Annotated in this window: 20 protein-coding genes; 1 reads left to right on the plus strand and 19 read right to left on the minus strand. The window is 40.3% G+C overall.

Going from position 1 to position 19,098, the window contains the following annotated elements:
• Window positions 1–107: 107 nt before the first annotated feature.
• The 4 genes from BM095_RS12415 to BM095_RS12430 all read right to left on the minus strand — a co-directional run bounded on the left by BM095_RS12415 (window position 108) and on the right by BM095_RS12430 (window position 6,106).
• Window positions 108–1,274 (minus strand): M24 family metallopeptidase, encoded by a 1,167-nt coding sequence (locus BM095_RS12415; protein ID WP_177194809.1) that lies wholly within the window; start codon window positions 1,272–1,274, stop codon window positions 108–110.
• 290 nt (window positions 1,275–1,564) lie between these two features.
• Entirely contained in the window at window positions 1,565–2,518 is a 954-nt protein-coding gene (locus BM095_RS12420; protein WP_218151633.1) for a branched-chain amino acid transaminase, read from the minus strand.
• An 89-nt stretch (window positions 2,519–2,607) separates the two neighbouring features.
• Window positions 2,608–4,095 (minus strand): aldehyde dehydrogenase family protein, encoded by a 1,488-nt coding sequence (locus BM095_RS12425; protein WP_091662291.1) that lies wholly within the window; start codon window positions 4,093–4,095, stop codon window positions 2,608–2,610.
• 226 nt (window positions 4,096–4,321) lie between these two features.
• On the minus strand, window positions 4,322–6,106 hold the full coding sequence (locus tag BM095_RS12430) for a thiamine pyrophosphate-requiring protein (RefSeq protein WP_091662296.1): 1,785 nt from the start codon (window positions 6,104–6,106) through the stop codon (window positions 4,322–4,324).
• Between the two features lie 153 nt (window positions 6,107–6,259).
• Here BM095_RS12430 and BM095_RS12435 point away from each other — a divergent pair, with 153 nt between their 5' ends.
• Window positions 6,260–6,874, plus strand: coding sequence for a Crp/Fnr family transcriptional regulator (locus BM095_RS12435; RefSeq protein WP_091662302.1), 615 nt, complete (start codon window positions 6,260–6,262; stop codon window positions 6,872–6,874).
• Here the strand turns inward: BM095_RS12435 and BM095_RS12440 are convergent.
• From BM095_RS12440 to BM095_RS12510, 15 genes are all read right to left on the minus strand, one after another.
• Window positions 6,866–7,498 (minus strand): Crp/Fnr family transcriptional regulator, encoded by a 633-nt coding sequence (locus tag BM095_RS12440; protein WP_091662306.1) that lies wholly within the window; start codon window positions 7,496–7,498, stop codon window positions 6,866–6,868. The two genes, BM095_RS12435 and BM095_RS12440, sit on opposite strands and share 9 nt — an antisense overlap.
• A 24-nt stretch (window positions 7,499–7,522) precedes the next feature.
• On the minus strand, window positions 7,523–8,803 hold the full coding sequence (locus BM095_RS12445) for a TRAP transporter large permease (RefSeq protein WP_091662312.1): 1,281 nt from the start codon (window positions 8,801–8,803) through the stop codon (window positions 7,523–7,525).
• Window positions 8,791–9,279: a TRAP transporter small permease gene (locus BM095_RS12450; protein ID WP_091662317.1), complete on the minus strand. Its 489-nt coding sequence runs from the start codon at window positions 9,277–9,279 to the stop codon at window positions 8,791–8,793. Before BM095_RS12450 ends, BM095_RS12445 begins: the two co-directional genes overlap by 13 nt.
• Before the next feature lie 17 nt (window positions 9,280–9,296).
• Window positions 9,297–10,370, minus strand: coding sequence for a TRAP transporter substrate-binding protein (locus tag BM095_RS12455; protein ID WP_091662321.1), 1,074 nt, complete (start codon window positions 10,368–10,370; stop codon window positions 9,297–9,299).
• 17 nt (window positions 10,371–10,387) lie between these two features.
• A complete protein-coding gene (locus tag BM095_RS12460; protein WP_091662324.1) occupies window positions 10,388–10,909 on the minus strand; it encodes an FAD synthetase in 522 nt (173 codons plus the stop codon).
• A gap of 48 nt (window positions 10,910–10,957) precedes the next feature.
• On the minus strand, window positions 10,958–11,149 hold the full coding sequence (locus BM095_RS12465) for a 2-hydroxymuconate tautomerase (protein WP_091662327.1): 192 nt from the start codon (window positions 11,147–11,149) through the stop codon (window positions 10,958–10,960).
• 16 nt (window positions 11,150–11,165) lie between these two features.
• Window positions 11,166–11,939, minus strand: coding sequence for a 2-keto-4-pentenoate hydratase (locus BM095_RS12470; protein ID WP_177194810.1), 774 nt, complete (start codon window positions 11,937–11,939; stop codon window positions 11,166–11,168).
• A gap of 14 nt (window positions 11,940–11,953) precedes the next feature.
• Complete coding sequence (gene dmpG / locus BM095_RS12475) at window positions 11,954–12,967, minus strand: 4-hydroxy-2-oxovalerate aldolase (RefSeq protein WP_245757896.1); 1,014 nt, start codon at window positions 12,965–12,967, stop codon at window positions 11,954–11,956.
• Window positions 12,968–12,991: 24 nt separating this feature from the next.
• On the minus strand, window positions 12,992–13,879 hold the full coding sequence (locus BM095_RS12480) for an acetaldehyde dehydrogenase (acetylating) (RefSeq protein ID WP_091662333.1): 888 nt from the start codon (window positions 13,877–13,879) through the stop codon (window positions 12,992–12,994).
• 15 nt (window positions 13,880–13,894) lie between these two features.
• Entirely contained in the window at window positions 13,895–14,674 is a 780-nt protein-coding gene (locus BM095_RS12485; protein ID WP_407639170.1) for a 2-keto-4-pentenoate hydratase, read from the minus strand.
• Window positions 14,675–14,693: 19 nt separating this feature from the next.
• Window positions 14,694–16,163, minus strand: a complete 1,470-nt coding sequence (locus tag BM095_RS12490; RefSeq protein ID WP_091662336.1) for an aldehyde dehydrogenase — start codon at window positions 16,161–16,163, stop codon at window positions 14,694–14,696.
• Between the two features lie 92 nt (window positions 16,164–16,255).
• Complete coding sequence (locus tag BM095_RS12495) at window positions 16,256–16,726, minus strand: RidA family protein (protein ID WP_091662339.1); 471 nt, start codon at window positions 16,724–16,726, stop codon at window positions 16,256–16,258.
• The gene (locus BM095_RS12500; protein WP_091662539.1) at window positions 16,674–17,729 is read right to left on the minus strand and encodes an amidohydrolase family protein; all 1,056 of its coding nucleotides are present in this window, start codon (window positions 17,727–17,729) and stop codon (window positions 16,674–16,676) included. The genes BM095_RS12495 and BM095_RS12500 overlap by 53 nt, the downstream gene beginning before the upstream one ends.
• Window positions 17,726–18,280 (minus strand): 3-hydroxyanthranilate 3,4-dioxygenase, encoded by a 555-nt coding sequence (locus BM095_RS12505; protein WP_091662342.1) that lies wholly within the window; start codon window positions 18,278–18,280, stop codon window positions 17,726–17,728. Before BM095_RS12505 ends, BM095_RS12500 begins: the two co-directional genes overlap by 4 nt.
• 17 nt (window positions 18,281–18,297) lie before the next feature.
• Window positions 18,298–19,053, minus strand: a complete 756-nt coding sequence (locus BM095_RS12510; protein WP_091662344.1) for an IclR family transcriptional regulator — start codon at window positions 19,051–19,053, stop codon at window positions 18,298–18,300.
• Window positions 19,054–19,098: the final 45 nt, after the last annotated feature.

The following is a 19,098-nucleotide window of genomic DNA, read 5'->3' on the forward strand; positions in this document are numbered from 1 at the left end:
AATAAAGTTGTCTAGGATAAACGTCACTGTGACACTATCTAAAAAATTATAAGCAGTCATATCGTAAAAAAATATTAAATTTTAAGAAAATAAAATTTAACCTTCTACTAAATAACCAGGATTTCTTGGGGAACATCTGTTATTTTCCTCGCGCCGTCTTTCTCTATTACGATTGTTTCACTGACCGCCACGCCAGTTTCAAAGTCCGTCAAAAATGGAAGAATATGAATTACCATGTTTTCTTTTAGTACTGTCTTTTCCCCTTGTTTAATACTAATTCCATCACGCCAGGACGTAAAACCAATGCCCACCGAATAACCTGTACGAACATGTGAATATTCAATAACACCAGCTTCTTCTAACGATTTTTTACTTAAATTAGCTACCTGTTCAGCAGTCATCCCTGGGTACGTGTTCTTGATGACTTGATTAACTGCATACCTGCTTCCTTCTTCAAACTCTTTAGCCAAATTAGTAGGTTCCCCAACTGATAATGTGCGCATAATCGGTGCAAAATACCTATAAACACACCCACTAAATTCTAAAAAGATAACGTCCTGTTCTTTTGCTCTATAGTTTTCCCAAGTTGGATGTCCAAATGACGACCTTTTCCCTATACCGATGATCGGATTCAAGCCACCGGGATGCTCACTTCCCAAATTCAACAAATCACTCATAACCACCGAGGCTATTTCCTTCTCTGATGGGAATTTTTTTAATTTCTTCGTTACATCTCTCATAACTTGATTTGTTAAATGGGCTGCTTCTTCAATATATTGAATTTCTTGTTTAGATTTAACTAATCTACATTCGGTAATAACGTCTGTCCCATCTACAATGTTCTCAACACTATATAATTCCCTTCGTAAAATTGACATGTGATGAGGGGTTATATATTTTGTCTTAAAGGGAATGCCAATCACTTTTTGTGAAATTCCCATTTTCTTCAATACCTGAATAGTGACTTGTAACGGGTCATCGTTATCACCGTAAAAAATAATCTCTCTGACACACGTTTGATTCTTATAGCTGGCTGCTTGAAGTTTGCGGGTTACTACAACAGGCTCTTCTGTAGGTGTAATTATTAGACATTGCCAGGGAAGAGCATCATAACCAAACGATCTATATCCTAATAGATAATTTAATTCAACTGGATCATTTACTATCAGGATATCAATAGACCGTTCATACATGACTCTTCGAACAGCGTTTAATCTATTTTTATACTCTTCAATAGTAAAAGGTAAATTCTTTTCTTGTATCATACTGCTCATCATTAACACCTCTCTCGAAATGGAAAGTTATAACATTTTCGTTTGCAACTAATATCCTAATAGATATATTTCAAATCTAGTAAAAAGATAGAATAGCATTATGATTTCATGAATAACCGCGCAAGGTCCATTCGTGATCCTATCTTTGGAGCATACAAAGAAAGAAAAATCATTTCTTTTCTTTGCTGCTCCTTCAAATAACTTGCTACACTGAATATGACACTTACTCTTTTCATAGTCTCCATATATATCTCGTCTCATTTACTGCTTATATAATACGGGTAATTTAGTTATTGTATTGACATTTTAGTAACGGGGTCCAACCATTTGGAGTATTTGGAATTTTCCCCTTTTACAATTTCGGAGAATTCCGATATTAAATGTTTTGTAATTGGCCCTGGTTTTCCGGCCCCAATTTCCCTAGCATCGACTTCTCGTACAGGTTTAATTTCCGCGGCACTTCCTGTCAAGAAAATCTCGTTTGCACTATATACTTCTCCCCTAGCAATACTTCTTACTTCAACTGTATAGCCTAAATCTCGTGCTAACTCAATGATTGACTTTCTTGTAATACCAGGTAATATTGACGAATCTAAACCTGGGGTAGCGATAACTCCATCTTTTACTACAAAAATGTTTTCCGTACATGCCTCTGCTACATTACCCAATCCATCTAACATTAATGCTTCATCAAATCCTTTATCTTTTGCATCAACTCTTGCTAACATGGAACCAATGTACAATCCAGTGGCTTTTGCTGCTGAAGGAACCATTTGAGAGTGCACTCTAATCCATGGCGAGAAACAACAACTTACGCCTTTTTCTATTGTTTCTGCCCCGAGATAATTCTCCCACGGCCACGTCGCAATCACCACATCCACAGGACAATCAAGCGGATGAACTCCCAAAGAATGATAACCGAAAAATGCCAAGGGTCTAATGTAACAAGACTCTAACTTATTCTCAATGATAGTATTATTGATTGCTTCAATTAATTCTTCATCGCTGTACGGTATTGTCATCCTTATTTGTTTAGCAGAGTCTCTCCATCTTTCTATATGCTCCTTGACTCGAAAAGTTCTCGGACCGTCAATCGTGTTGTAGCAGCGAAGTCCTTCAAATACCCCTGAACCATAGGCAACTCCATGTGACAATACATGAATTTGTGCTTCCTCCCACTTCACTAACTTCCCGTTAAACCATATTTTTTCTACATCTGGAAACCATTTGTTTTCTTCCATCATCACTTACCACTCCCTGTCTTTATTTTTAGCCGAATTTTTTTATATTTATATACCACTGCAACCGCGAATTACAATATACCTTTAAATTTTTATTTAAAGAAACCGGCTGGCGGCAATTGGTATCCTGCAACAATTGTCTTTGACTGGGTATAGCTATCTAATGCCTCTTTACTGTACTCGCGACCGACTCCGCTATTTTTATAACCGCCAAATGGCGCCCCAGATTGGAAGTTAAAATACTGATTGATCCATACACTTCCTGCTTCAAGCTTGTTTGCCGTATTGAGTGCGTTCTCTAAATCTTCCGTCATAATTCCAGCGGCAAGTCCATAGTCAACGTCATTCGCTATTTGAATCACTTCCTCTACGTCACTCCACTTTGTCACCGTGCATGCCGGTCCGAATATCTCTTCCTGAGAGATTCTCATATGAGGCTCTGCTTCAATAATAGTCGGTTCAATGAAGTAGCCGTATTCATGATCTGTTACTGTTACTCGATTACCCCCATACAATATTTTCGCCCCTTCTTCACGGGCAATATCAAAGTAGCCGAGGACCCTTTTGCCTTGTTTTTCATTAATAAGAGCCCCTAATCGAGTCGAACGGTCCGATGGATCACCAATTTTTACCTCTTTTGCTCTATCAATAAGTTTTTCAACAAATTGATCATATATATCTTCATGAACTAATAACCGAGTTCCGAGAATACAACTTTCCCCATTAAAGAAGGTATAGCCAAGTGTCGCGTTTTCTACGGCACGATCAATATCTACGTCTGGGAACACGATATGGGGTGCTTTTCCTCCCAACTCAAGAGTGACCGGTAAAATTCGCTCTCCCGCTGTTTTCCCAACAAGACGACCAACTTCCACACTTCCCGTAAAGGCGAGCTTGTCTATGTCAGGATGATCAATAAGGGACTGTCCGGCTTCATGTCCATATCCTGGCACAACATTCAGTACACCTGACGGCAAAATGTCTTGGAGAAGTTTGGCTAGTTCCATTGTCGATAGACTTGCGTCTTCCGCAGGCTTTAATACAACCGTATTTCCTGCAGCCAGAGCTGGTGCAAGCTTAAATGACACCATGATCATTGGTACATTCCATGGAATAATCTGTGCACAGACACCAAGTGCTTCCTTTTTAACAATAAGGTGACCATTTTGAACAGGACGGGAAGCACCTTCATATGTCAAAATAGCCGACGCGAAATAACGGAATTGGTATATAGCAAGCTCGTAATCTAAGTCAAACTCATGAAGCGGACGTCCAGTATCTAAACACTCTATCATTTTTAAACGTTCTTGATTTTCTTCTATCACATCGGCTACTTTATGCAAAAGAGCGGAGCGTTCTTCGATGGTTGTGTCGGCCCAATCCGGAAAAGCTGCTCTCGCTGCTTTTGCTGCTCGATCGATATCTTCTTTCCCTCCTCGTCCAATCCGAGATAGCATTTTTCCATTTGACGCATTAACCGCATTAATATAACCGTTAGTAGGTTGTTGAAACTCTCCTCCAATAAATGGTCCATACTCAGCATCCAATGAAATATTTACAGCTGTACTTTTCGTTTCCATTTACATCCCTCCATAATTTATTTGCTTTTTCATAATAGCACGTTTTACATAAATTCTTAACAGTGAATAAATTCCGCCATTTTTTCGACTCAATCGACTACAGCAATAACTCGGTGGGGCAATTGAATGGCAGGAATTTGTTCATAACACTTGTGACAAATCAATAACTTCTACTTTGTCCTCTTGCAAGCTACTTAATAGATCACCAAGAACGTTTTTTATACACTCATTTTTCTACCCCCATTTCTGCTATGTTGTCTTTTATACTCATTGAATAGATAGTCTCATCTTTAAGGTAAACATGAGGAATACTCACATTAATAACAGCTGAACGGCCTTCCTTAACCGTATTCAAACCTTTTCGTAAGGCTGTTTTTAATTCGCTCTTACTATCTACATTTAAAGGTTTTGCATTACCTGCCGCTTCTGCAATCGAAGCCAAATCTGCGCTTGGGTCAAAATGAACGAAAAAATCTTCCATTTCATTAGCTATCCCTCTTGGGTGAACCCCTAACGTTGACATTCTAGGAGCCTTCCAGCCTGAATTATTGTAAATAACTGTTAAGAATGGGGCATGATATCTTTTTGACATCCAATGAACAGAAGACGGGACACTAAACAAATAAGAGCCATCACCTGTCAAGCTGACAACTGTTTTTTCAGGCTTTGCTAGTTTCATTCCTACTGCTGCCCCACCATTCCATCCTAATGACCCTGCTCCGCTGCCATAATAAGATCCAGGAGTATTTAGCTCAATGTGGTTAGAGATAGCGCCATAACTAGTGATTCCCTCATTTAAAATGATAGTCTCTTCCTCATCAATGACATCTCTTACACAGGCCGTAAGATATTCTGGGGTAATCATGTCACTTTCGGCTTGTTCCAGTTTTCTTTTCTCTTCAACCATACGTTGATGGATACTTGAATATTTCTTCCAACGTTCATTAATTATTGTCTTATTCAATGTACAGTTCTCATCAATAAATTGATTGAGCTGACTTAAAACTGTATAAGAATCCGCTTTCAAGAAACGTTTCGAAGGTATATACCAAAGCGGCATTTCCTCTTTTAAAGGATCGACATCTAAATAGTAAACTACGGCTTTTTCTGAAGGTTTGTTTTTCATTTGTATCCACGGTACATCACTATCAATAACTAAGATAAAATCGGCTTCGGCCAGATGTTCATTTTGTTCGGCCGTATTCCATTGAGAACCTAAATGCATCGGATGGTCAGCAGGAAAGTTCATTTGATGAGGAATCGATTCAATGACTGGGATAGCTGTTTTATCACATAACCGTACAAGTTCTTTTACAGCCTCTGAGTTTCTTCCTAGATAGGATGTAATAATAAGAGGTTTTTCTGCTCTTAGTATATCAGACGTAAGTTCTCCTAATTGATTAGGCGCAATAGCTCCGGGAGAAATTGGCTCCCATAATTCAGGACTAAGGGTAACTGGTTTTGCTTCCTCCTCCATTACTTCTCGAGGTCCCATCAAGTATACTGGGCCGGTTGGATCACTTTTAGCAATTTGCAGAGCACGATACACGAGTTGTTTTACATTAGAGCCTGATCTAATTTCATTGTCATACTTTGTATATCCTCGAATAATACCACGTTGGTCAGGGACATCTTGGATCCAGTGGATAAATTCATTACGACTACCTGTCAATTCACCCTCTTGTGTGTATGGTGAAGCTCCTGCAAATATAAGCACAGGGACTCTACTTCGTGAAGCATTATGAATGGCTCCTCCTAAATTTTGAGTTCCGCATTCTACATGTACAAGGACTGCTTGTGGCTCACCGGTAGCTTGAGCATACCCATGTGCTGCACTTAAAGCAGCAAATTCGTGAGGACACGTGATAACTGTCGGCAATGCTTTTTTCTCTTTTTTTGCTTTAGCTAAACTTTCAATAATTGCTGGATGGTCACTCCCTAAATTTGCGAATATATAAGATACACCCGCTTCTTGGAGTGCTTCTAGAAAGGCAGCGCCGGTTGTATACATTGCCTTGATCCCTCCGATACTTTTAATAAATACTATAATAGGTTAAAAAATATTGCTTATACGTTTATAATAGAGAGTAACAACATGACTGTCTGTTAAGTAATTAACATTTTTCAAATATTTTTACTTTTCTACCTATTGGGAGGGGTGTGAATGAATACGCCTACATTCACCTGGAGGAACGTCAAGCATTACGGCCAAAGACTAACCATACCTAAAAAAGAGATAATTTATCATCAAGGGGAAGAGGGCAAAGGTTTTTATTTTTTGGAAGAAGGAGAAGTAAAAATATCCATAATAAGAGATGATGGTTACGAGCGTATCATTGATTATGTAACACCGGAACAATTAATTGGAGAACAAGGAATCAGCAACGATTCTTATGTTACTACCGCCGAAACAATCACTGATTCTGTCCTTTATTATTTTACTAAAAATAAGTTTCACCAATTATGTAAAGAAGTTCCCGAAGCTGCTGAAGCGTTTAGCATCTCCTTCATTACTAAGATCCGTCTGCTTGTAGATGCACAATCCTTATTAGATGCACCTGTAGACGTACAATTAGCTCATTACCTTCTGCTTCTCTGTCAAAAACATAACAGCTTCTGGATTGAAATAAATAAAACAGCTATGTCTCGATATTTAGGGAAGTCTCGTGTGACCATTTGGAAAATCTTGAAGCAATGGGAAAAAAAAGACATCATTAGGCTTCAGGACCATTTCGTTCATTTGAAAGATGTGGCTGCCTTGAGAGATTTTTTAATGTGAGAGGACCCTCTTTATACTATCCAAATCTGTTATTACTATTTTTTTATTTTTAGTCTTAACCACCTCTGGCCCCCACTTCTTTAGAAGCTTATAAATTGTAATCCTAGTTAAGCCTGTATATTGGGTTATCTCGTGTTGTGATAAAGGGAGTATACTTTGGTTATCGTACTTTTTACTGATTTCTACCAATGTGTGGGCTAGAATTTTTTCAGCTGGCAACGAATGTAAAACGATGTTGTTCAGCAACAGTTCCAGCTTACTTCGTAAAGATTTAAACATTAATTGTCTAAACGTTTGGTCCTCTTTTACTAAAGCTTTCGTTACCTCACTAGAAAAGCGGTATACTACAGCATCTTCTAAAACAATGGCAGTTGAAAAATATGGTTTCTTATCCACGGTTTGCTCGCCAAAAGCCATGCCGGCATGTAAGATTTCCAATGTCCTTGTCTTCCCGGTAAACGCTGCAGTATACACTTTCACTTTTCCTTTTTCTAAAAAATATACATCTCCTGTTCCCCTCGTTCCTTCCTCATAAATCAGCGTCTCTCTTTTTAAAAATTGTCTTTCACCTAAATGAAGATAATTAATCCATTTCTTTGACTTTGTTTCAGAAAGAGGTAACAAAAAACCACCGCCTTATTCCATTCATTATAGACCGAGCATCCTTGGAATTAATAACACAGCATCTTCCCAGTAGGTAATAATAAAAAGCACGATGACCCCCATAGTCAGAAAAGGGAATACACTTTTGATGAGACTCTCAAACTTCACTTCAGCAATAGAGGAAACAATAAATAAGCCTGTACCAATTGGTGGTGTCAATAATCCAATTGTTAAGTTGATACAGATAATGACACCAAAATGAATCGGATCAATTCCATACGTCATGAGAAGAGGCATAAAAACAGGTACCAATATAATTAAAGCTGCAATCCCATCCAACACTGCTCCTAATAACAGTAAAAATATGTTTAAAAGCAGTAAAAACACAATTGGATTCTCAGATAAAGAAAGCATACCGTTTGCAATAGTTTGAGGTATTTGTTCAAATGCAATCATCCAACCGAAAGCACCTGCCATTGCAATTAGAAAAGTTACTGTAGCAGTGCTTACAACAGTGTTAAATAAAATGTTTGGAAGTTTGTTCAGCTTTAGTTCTTTGTAAAATAAGAACCCAACGAGAAAAGCGATCACACAAGCAACAGCTGCCGATTCGGTTGCTGTAAAAGCACCACTTAAAATCCCTACAATAATTACTAAGGGTACAAGAAGAGCTGGAAGTACGGAAACAGTGCTTTTCAACATTTCATGAGATGTAGATTTTTCGCTTTTCGGAAAATTGTATTTATATCCCATGAAGGCGATCAAACCGACAAAGGCAGCACCATATATAATACCAGGTATGATTCCCGCCATAAACAATCCACCAATAGAAGCCCCCGACAGGGTACCATAAATAATGAAAATCATACTAGGAGGTATAATTGGCGCTACTATGGAGGAAGACAAAGTTAATGCAGCAGAAAACCCTCGGTCATATCCTTCTTTTTCCATTTCTGGAACCATTGTTTTACTCATCATGGCTGCTTGAGCATTCGCAGAGCCTAAAATGGAGGCTAAGAACATATTAGCTATTACCGTTACGTAGGCAAGCCCGCCACGAAAATGACCTAATAACACACGTGCAAAACGTACTAATTTTGAGGTAATACCACCACCATTCATCAATTCCCCAGCCAACATAAAAAGAGGAATAGCTAGTAGACCATAGTTATCTAAGCTTGAAAACAGTTGTTGCGGCATGGAAGTGAGCAATTGCGGGTCACCTAACGTAAAGAAATAAAGTAATGTCATCAACCCAAGTACTAGAGAAATAGGCACTCCAATTGCCAAGAAGACAAAAAATAACAGTATAACTATGATTTCCATTCGCTTTCCTCCTTCCTGAACAACTCTTCTACGTTTGCTAAGATATGAATAAAGGCGCAACTTAAACCAATGGGTACGGCACTAAAAGGGATCCACATTGGTAGTTGAAGATTATTAGATTTTTGTGCTAAGACACTAGAAGATAACACCCACTGGTAGCTGTAATATAAAACGATGACTAAAAACAGAATAATTAGTGTATTCCCTGTAATTAAAAGTGCTTTTCTCCACACTGATGGTATGGCATCGAGCAATATAGTAACAGAAGCCTGGGCTTTATACTTAAGCCCAAGACTTCCGCCAATAAAACTAATCCACACTAATAAGAATACTGCGGCTTCACCAGCCCATGATAACGGGGAATTCAAGAAGTAGCGAAATAGCACTGCTAGTGCCATAACTGTCGTCATAGAGAACATCAGTACGATGGCAACATATTTTTCTATAACGGCCAATCCGTTACTGACAATTTTCAATGGACTCCCTCCCATCGCTACTCACGGAATTCAGTGATGAATTTTTCTATTAGTGGATCTTTTTCTTTGTACACCTTATCAAAGTTCTCAATCTGCTCAGCAAATACTTCTTTGTCTAACTCGTAAATAGTCATTCCTTCGTCTGATAACGTCTGTTTAAATTCTTCTTCTTGATCGAATCGAGTGTTCACTGCGTAATCGGCTGCTGTTTCTAATGCATCCTTAACAATTTGCTGATCCTCTTCTGTTAAAGCGTTAAAAGTATCAGAGTTAACTACCGCTACTGACGGCCATACCATGTGATTCGTAACTGCTCCGTAATCTACTACCTCGAAAAACTTGTTAGTGATTGTAGCATCTAAATCCATATCCATCCCGTCAATAACACCTGTTTGAACCGCAGAGTATACTTCAGGCAGAGGGATTCCTTCTGTAGAAGCACCAGCGGAATTATAAAATTCTAACATAGGTGGGCTAGGGGTGACTCGTAGAACCAAACCGTCCATATCCTCAGGACTTTTTACTTCTGTATCTTTGAATAACATTACGCGTTGTCCAGCAAATAAATAATCCAAACCTGTCATACCGTAGGAATCTAGCGTTCCTAACATTTCTTGAGCTACCTCGGACTTACGTGCTTCGTGGGCATCCTTAATTGTTTCAAATAGATAAGGAGTAAACCAAGCGGAAAAAGCTTCCTCACGTGAGCTTATTTCTGCAGCGGTAATAAATCCAAAATCTAAGGAACCGGATTCTATTTGTTGTAACATGTCACTTTCATTTCCCAGTTGTCCTGATGGATATATTTCAAGAGTCATGTTGCCATCGGAGTTAGCTTCTAATTCCTCTTTAAATTTCTCAGCCGCTTGATGCCACATATGAGCAGGAGGAGTAATTACTCCAAGTTTAAAACTATATTCAGCATCAGCTAATGCCTCAGTAGTGTCCTCAGTCGAGCTATCGCTCTCAGCTGGGTCAGATTCAGCCGATGATTCTTCACCGCCGTCACCCCCACCACCACAAGCAGTCAATAGAAATGCCAAGCTTAACGTTACGGTAAAGCTTTTCCAATACTTTTTCAAATCACCCATCGTAAATGCCCCCTTTTTTAACCTAATAGATTAGAAGCTTCTTTTATTTCTCCCACATTTATCAACCTTCTAATTCGTGTGGATGAAATCACTTTACCTTTTGGACAACGGACAGGATCAACCGGCCTTACGTTAAAATGTTGTTTCAGAAGCTGTACATTTCCACTTCTACCCCTGCCAAATCGAAAATCATTTCCGACTAATATTTCTTTTGGATGGAGCTTGGTTAATTCGTGCAAGAAATCTTCAGCACTTCTATGAACATAACTCCTATCAAATGATGCTATAATCGTTTGATCAATGCCCATTTCACTTAGTATCTCTACTTTTCGAGCTACATCCGTGAGAATGATAGAATGTTGAAAGTAAGCTCTCGGCGGTGGATCAAACGTATACACGATACATGGAACATTATGACAACGGCTTCTATCGATAGCTTCACTTATGACAGCCTGGTGACCAAGGTGCATCCCGTCAAAGGCTCCAATGGCAACAACAGAGCCATCCAATCTGGGAGTGCTCTTTTCGTGAACGATCATGTCTGCTGTCTCCTTTCTTCCTTTGAAAACGTTAAGAGTATGATAATTTTATTGATTTTCCTCTCTCTTTGTAATCCCACCTGTCGCCCAATCGTCCTCTGGTATTTCGTGCAACAAGATTTTTATTTTACTTTTATCGGCTCCAATACTTGAATGAATAGCACCTGTCACTTCTTCAATAAGCTTCTTTTTTTGCTCTGTTGTTCGTCCTTCCAAGATGTGTATATGAGCAATTGGCATTGTTGGTCCTCCTGTTTTACTCTTTCATCTCCAGTGTCAAAGTATCGAGTCCTTCATAAATGACTTCTAATGTATCCCCCGCCTCCACACTGACCGCTTCTGTTACTGCTCCAACCAACACAATCATACCTGGTTTGATAGACAGATTTTCTCTACTAATCATCTTAGCCAGCTCTCTAACCGAATGGACAGGATGGTCCAAAACAGCGCTGCCATAACCTGACTGGACTTCCTCCCCATTTTTTAGCATGGTAGTTTTCACTTTATTCCAAGCCGTTTGTGAGGGGGCATATACTTGGGTTCCTAAAATAAATTTAGTCGATGATGCATTATCTGCGATAACATCCGGTAAGGTGAATTTAAAATTTTCATATCGGCTGTCAATCACTTCTAACGCTAAATAAACCCCTTCTGTTGCTTCCCATACATCCCTTGGACGCAAATCGGCTCCTTGTAGTTCTTTGTTGATAACAAAAGCGAATTCCGGCTCCACTTTTGGATGAATCAACTCACCTACATGGAGGACGGGATCTCTTAATTCCATGGAATCTGTTAATCTACCATAGATCGGCTCATCCACGTTCATCGATACTTGCTTCGCTTTACTCGTCAGCCCCATTTTCCAACCTACCATTGGATCATTTCTGTCCAAGTATCTATCAATGGACAGCTTTTGAATTTCGTAAGCTTCCTCAACAGACAATTCAGGGTAATCATTTGTGATTTTTGTCATTTCCTTACCTAGCTGTTGGTGTTCGTCCATTTTTGCTGCGATTTGGTGTAAATCCAACACTTTCACCTCTATTAAGAAATTTTATAGCCGGCTAACTCACTTGCTACGTCAATAATCATGTCTTCCTGTCCGCCGACCACTTTTCTCTTTCCTAGTTCAATTAAAATATCTCTTGGATCTAAGCGGTATTTTTCTGCAGCACGATATGCATGAAGAAGGAAACTGGAATATACACCGGCATATCCTAGTACCAAACTACCTTTAGTAATCTCCTGCGGTTCTTGCAAAATAGGTGCGACTATATCTTCAGCCAAGTCCATCATTTTATAAATATCAATACCTGTTTGAATGTTCAGACGATCTAGAACTGAAACAAGTACCTCGGTTTGTGTATTGCCAGCCCCCGCTCCTAAACACCGAACACTTCCATCAATTCTTGTTGCGCCTTCTTCAATAGCTGCTAAAGTATTTGCCATCGCTAACGACAGATTATTGTGAGCATGGAACCCGACCTTCACTGATAGATTTTCTTTTAATAGACTAATTCTTTCCCTTACTTCATGGGGGAGCAACGCACCTGCAGAATCGACAACATAAACTGTGTCTGCTCCGTAGCTTTCCATCAGTAAAGCTTGTTCCAATAATTTTTCAGCTGGAACCATGTGAGACATCATCAAGAAGCCTACTGTTTCCATTCCTAACTCTTTTGCTAATTGAATATGCTGCTTCGAAACATCCGCTTCTGTAACATGCGTTGCAACTCGTACCATTTTAGCCCCTATTTTCTCTGCTTCTTTTAGATCTTCGACTGTTCCGATCCCCGGCAGCAGAAGAACAGCTATAGCTGAACGCTCAGCCGCATTTACTGCCGCTTCAATGAGTTCCATTTCGTTTGTCTTCGAAAATCCGTATTGAATTGAAGATCCTCCGAGACCATCCCCATGGGACACTTCTATATAAGGTACATTTGCATCATCCAGGGATTTCACTACATTCGTTACTTGTTCTGTAGTAAAACTGTGACTAATAGCATGACTACCATCTCGTAAAGCAACTTCGGTAATAACAACTTCTCTCTCACTCACTGGAATTCTCCTTCCTCTCATAGTTCACATGTTCTCTGATACACTTAATTGGTGCTTTGCTAATTCTTCCGCTACTTTGATCGCTGATGCCGTCATGATATCTAAATTACCAGCATAGGATGGGAGGTAATCCGCCGCTCCTTCTACCTCAATAAATACGGTAATTTGATCGCCATCAAAAATAGGTTCTGTTCTTAGTTTGTAGCCAGGAACATATTGCTGTACTTGAGAAGCCCGATTCCTTATCGCTTTTATGAGTTCTTCTTGGCGCTCCTCGGCTCCAGGGGCAATACATTGCACGGTGTCTCTCATGATAATCGGCGGCTCTGCTGGATTAAGTATAATAATAGCTTTTCCTTTTTTCGCCCCGCCAATTTTCTCAATCCCTCTCGCCGTTGTATAAGTAAATTCATCGATATTTGCTCTCGTCCCAGGACCTGCACTTTTGCTGGCAATCGTTGCTACAATCTCTGCGTAGTCTACCGGGCAGACGGAATGAATAGCGTTTACAATCGGTATTGTTGCCTGACCTCCACAAGTAATCATGTTAATATTTTGCTGGTCCAAATGTTCATTTAAGTTTACAGTTGGGACCACAAATGGCCCAATAGCTGCTGGAGTTAAGTCTATAATTTTTTTATTAATCTTCTTAAGTTCCGATGCATGGTACGCATGCGCTTTTGCTGAGGTTGCGTCAAACAATATATCAGCTGTTTCAGGATCCTCTAAAAATCCATCGATACCATTATCATATACACAGTGACCATGGTTCTTCGCACGGTGCAGACCGTCAGATTCTGGGTCAATTCCAATCATCGCCGACATTTCCAAAAAGTTCGAGCGCTCCACCTTTAACATTAAATCTGTTCCTATGTTACCGGAACCGATAATTCCTACTTTGATTTTTTTCATCCTCTCACTACTCCTTTATGCAAAACTCACTTCTACTTCCCCGAGGTAAGGAAAGACAGCTTTGAACTGGTCACCTGGTGCGGCATCTACCGCGGCAGATAATGCCCCGGAAAGGATGATTTCGCCGGCTTTTAATGTAATATCATATTCAGATAACTTATTGGCGAGCCAAGCAACACAATAAGCTGGATTTCCTAACGCAGCAGATCCTTTCCCGCGATTCATTTCTTCATCATTTTTGTAAAACACCATTTCTTCTTCGACAAGATCGATTTCATTAAGACTTCGTTTATTATTGCCTAATATAAATAAACCTGATGAAGCGTTGTCAGCAATTGTATCAGCAAGTGTGATTTTCCAGTCTTGAATCCGGCTGTCTACAATTTCAAGAGCGGGAGCAACAAATTCGGTTGCTTCCAGTACATCTTCTGTTGTTATTCCAGGGCCTTTCAAATCACGCTTCAGTATAAATGCAATCTCACCTTCTACTTTCGGCTGCATGACCTGTTTTCTGGAGATAATTCCTTTGTCTTTGACTTCCATACTTGTTAGTAGATGGCCGTAATCTGGTTCACTTACACCTAATAGTTCTTGCATGGCTTTTGAGGTAAGTCCAATCTTCTTACCAACGATGGCTTCGCCTTTGGAAACCTTCTGTTCAATAGTTGTTAATTGAATATCGTAAGCCTCTCTAATAGCAAGATCAGGATTTAAGGAAGTTACTGGTTCGACTCCTTTTCTCTCCTTTTCCGCAGAAGCTAAGTGTTCTGATAAAGACATTACTTTTTCATTCACTTCGTGGCCCTCCGTAACCTTACATTTTTATCGTGACGTTCGATAGTTCGCTGTAAAAGTCAAAGCTGTGAGCTCCACCTTCACGTCCGATACCGCTGTTTTTCATACCTCCGAACGGCGTTCTAAGATCTCGTAAGTACCAGGTGTTAACCCAGATAATTCCTGCTTCTATTTGTTGGGCTACGCGATGAGCGCGCCGTAAATCATTTGTCCATATTGTAGCTCCCAGTCCGTAATGAGTGTCATTTGCCTGTTTAATGACTTCCTCTTCTTCTTGAAACGGAACTACCGTGACAACAGGCCCAAAGATCTCTTCTCTGATGCAGCGGGAGTCCCTGTCCAGGTCTGTAATAATGGTCGGATTGATATAATATCCCTTTTCCATGTTTGCCGGACGTCCACCGCCTGAGAGGAGGGTTCCGCCTTCTTCTTTTGCGATATCGATGTAGCTCATTACTTTTTCATAATGTTCTTTACTTACCACTGCTCCTACACGTGTCCCTGATTCAAAGGGGTCCCCTACTTTTAAATCCTTGGTCGCGGCCGTGAATTTTTCAAGAAATTCTTTATACATACCTTCTTGAACGTAGATTCTAGATCCACAAAGGCATACCTCCCCTTGATTCATAAAGCTAGATTTCAAGGTCGTTTCAATGACTTCATCTATATCAGAATCGTCAAAAATAATATTTGGATTTTTACCACCAAGCTCAAAAGAGAGCTTCTTCAGCGTAGGCGCCGCCGCCTGCATAATGGCCGTTCCTGTTTTCGTCTCCCCTGTAAAAGTTACCGCATCCACATCAGGGTGCTCCGTAATAGCCGCACCTGCCGAATTGGCTCCAAAACCGTGGACAAGGTTAACGACGCCATCCGGCACTCCAGCTTCCTTACAAATTTCCGCCAGTACAGTCGCTGTCATCGGCGTCCATTCAGCTGGTTTCATTACGGCTGTGTTTCCAGCCGCCAGACAAGGTGCTAATTTCCAAGTTAAGAGGAGAAGCGGGAGGTTCCATGGATTAATCATCCCGACCACTCCAACCGGGCGACGAATGGCGTAGTGTAAAGCCTGTTGATCTTGCTGGTACGCTTCCGTCCCCATCGACGTCAAATAGTCGGCAAAGAAATAGAAGTTATAAGCCGCTCTCTTGATGTCCATTTCAAGCGCTATTTCATATGGTTTCCCCGTGTCCAACGCTTCAAGGACAGCCATTTCCTCTTGTCGTTCAGTAATTAAATCACCAATACGACGCAAGATGTTTGAGCGTTCTCGGTTTGTGATCGTTTTCCATTCTCCATTTAGCGCTTTTCTAGCTGCTTTCACTGCCCGGTCAACCTCTTTTTTTCCTCCTTCTTCTACTGTTCCTAATACTTCTTCCGTCGCCGGATTGATATTTTGAAATTGAGTGTCGGAGGAGACGAATTCTCCGTCAATGAAATGAAAACAATTAATCGCCTCTACTTTGTTTTTAGGAATTTCTTTCACCTGCATGATGCATGCCTCCTCTCTTGAACTCCTCCCACTTCCTTAACAGTAGAAGTAGGAGATTTCAGCGCACAGCAGAGTTACGTGGATCTCTTCAATTAATCGCTGTCTTCTTCCACCTCTACGATCATTTCTATTTCAATCGCAGTGTTGTTGGGAAGCTGCTGCATGCCCACTGCAGAGCGGGCATGTTTTCCACGATCTCCAAAGACTTCCACTAGTAAGTCGGAAGCTCCATTCATCACCTTAGGCTGTCCAGTGAACTCTTCCGTGCAATTTACCATTCCTAATATTTTGACTACTTTTTTTACTTTATTTAAATCTCCTAACTCCGCTTTCAGTACACTCAATAAATTAACCATCGATTCACGGGATGCTTGGTAACCGTCTTCCTCTGTTAGATCCCCACCGACTTTCCCGTGATAATTATCGACTCCTTGCCCAGAAGTAAAAATTAAGTTACCAACACGCTGATGACTAATATAGTTGCCAGCTGCCGGCCGAACGTCTTTTAATTTAATTCCCAGAGCTTGAAGCTTCTCTTCCGGCGACATCACTTGTGAGCTCATTGATTATCTTTTTCTCCTTTACATTTAAAAATTGAATGGCATTCTCACCTAACATTCGTTTCTTTTGTTCCGTTGTTATATTGTCCATTTGATCTATCACTTGACCTGGAGGTATTTCACGTAATAAAAACGGATAATCCGATCCCATCATAATCCGATCATGACCAAAACGATCGATGAGATACTGCAGGTTCAGTGGATCATAATTAAGGGAATCAAAATACAAATTATCTATATAATAACTTGGTGGATGACTCGTTAAACGTAAGTGCGGCCATACTTTCCAACCTTGGTCCAGTCGAGGCAAAATGTAAGGAAACGAGCCTCCTCCATGTGAGAAACAAATCTTGAGACGTGGATATTTTTCAATCACGCCACTCCATATCAAGCTCGCCGCCGCAAGTGCTGTTTCACTAGGCATGCCAACCGTATACATAAAATTATGGCGTGGTGTACGATCTCTAGCCATTGTCTCCCACGGGTGAATAAAAATGGGTACATCCCATTTCTCAGCCATCTCAAAAAAAGGAGCGAATTCCTTGGCATCTAAGTTTATTCCATTAACATTGGTCCCAATTTCAATCCCCGATAAATTCAAGTCATGCACGCATCGATCCATCTCAGCGATAGCTGTATCGGTATCCTGCATGGGCACAGTTCCAAGTCCTAAAAATCTTCCCGGGTGTTGGTTGACAGTATTTGCGATAAAATCATTTTGAATGCGGGCCATCTCTAAGGCTTCCGAAGCAGGGGCCCAGTACGAGAAAGTGACAGGAATCGGGGAAAGGACTTGCATATCGACTCCCTCCCGATCCATGTCTTTGATTCGTTTCTCCGGATCCCATACTTGATCAGTGACTTCCCTAAATACACTGCCGCCCACCATAATATTCGCACCGCACGTACAGGTCTGGTGCAAAGTTGGCCAACGGTCTTGACCATATTTTTCACTGAAATCCGGAATATCCTGCGGAATGATATGAGTGTGAAAATCTACCCTCATGTCCATTCCCTTGCTTCCGGAGGCATTTTATGGCCACAGTTATCACATGTTCTTAATTTTTCATTACTGTTGAATTGTTCAATAGCTCCCTTGACTTGCGTTTCTATATTTGACAGCTGAACCGTAACGCGGTGCATTTCGTGATCGCAATCATCGCAGAACCATACAAAATCTTCGAGTTCTCCTTCCTTCCGTTTCCTCTCAAGAACGATACCGTACGTATTTGCCGGACGGTGAGGAGAATGCGGGACATTCGCAGGAAGCATAAAGACCTCTCCCTCCCCAACTGTTACAACTTCTCTTTCACCTTTATCATTAATACATTCGACGTGGCAGCTCCCCTTTACTTGGTAGAAAAATTCATCCGATGGGTCCACATGAAAATCCCGTCTTTTATTTGGACCGCCAAGTATCATCGCAATAAATTCGGAGTCTTCCCACATTACTTTATTGTTAACAGGCGGCTGGAGGAGGTCTTTATTGTCTTCAATTGTCTTCATTAAATTAAAGCATCTTGTACTCAAATTCGTATTTTCAGACTTTAAAGCCATTAAAATCTTCCTTTCTATTATTGTTCTTCAAAAATATATCCCAAATCTTTTGAAATACTGTCCGCGACTTTCGTAACGTGCCGTATCATTGCTTGTTTCTCCGAACCTTCAATATATGAAATTGGCCCTACCATGTTTAACGCTGCAATATTTTTACCACTATAGGATTGGATGGGTGCCGCAATACCATAGACACCAAATTCATTCTCATTGTTGCTTACTGCGAACCCATTGTTACGTACTTGATTCAGTTCAACTTCAAGTCCTTCTAACGTGTCAATGGTATTCGGTCCTCTTTTTAATAGATCTTCTGAAGTGAACTTTTTCATTAGGGAAGGATTGGAAGACAATAAAACCTTCCCTGTACTAAAACAGTAGGTTGGCTTCCTCTCTCCAATAAAAGTAGGAACTTGAAATGCTTCACGAGCGGCGACTTTTAAAACGAAGATAAAGTCTCCTTTTTCATCAAGCATTCCTATATGAACAATCCCCTTAAACCTTCGTGTCAGTTCCTCAATTCGGGGAACCGCCTCGTTATAAATATCCTGTTGATACATAACCATGTTACCAAGCTCTAATAGTTTCCAACCAAGTCGATACCTATTACTACTGTCCTTAATCAACATTCCCTCGTTACATAAACTTTGCACTAATCGATACACAGTGCTTGTGCTCATGTCTAATTTTTTTGCAATGTCCAAGTTTCTTAAAGCCGGTTCATCTTCCGTAAAACAATTAAGAATTTGCGCCACTTTACGTACAGATGAAATCACACCGCCCTACCTCCTAATTTGTATTCAATATAGCAGCCATAGGGC

Origin of the sequence: Alteribacillus iranensis (genome assembly GCF_900113025.1) — a bacterium.
GTDB lineage: Bacteria > Bacillota > Bacilli > Bacillales > Marinococcaceae > Alteribacillus_A > Alteribacillus_A iranensis.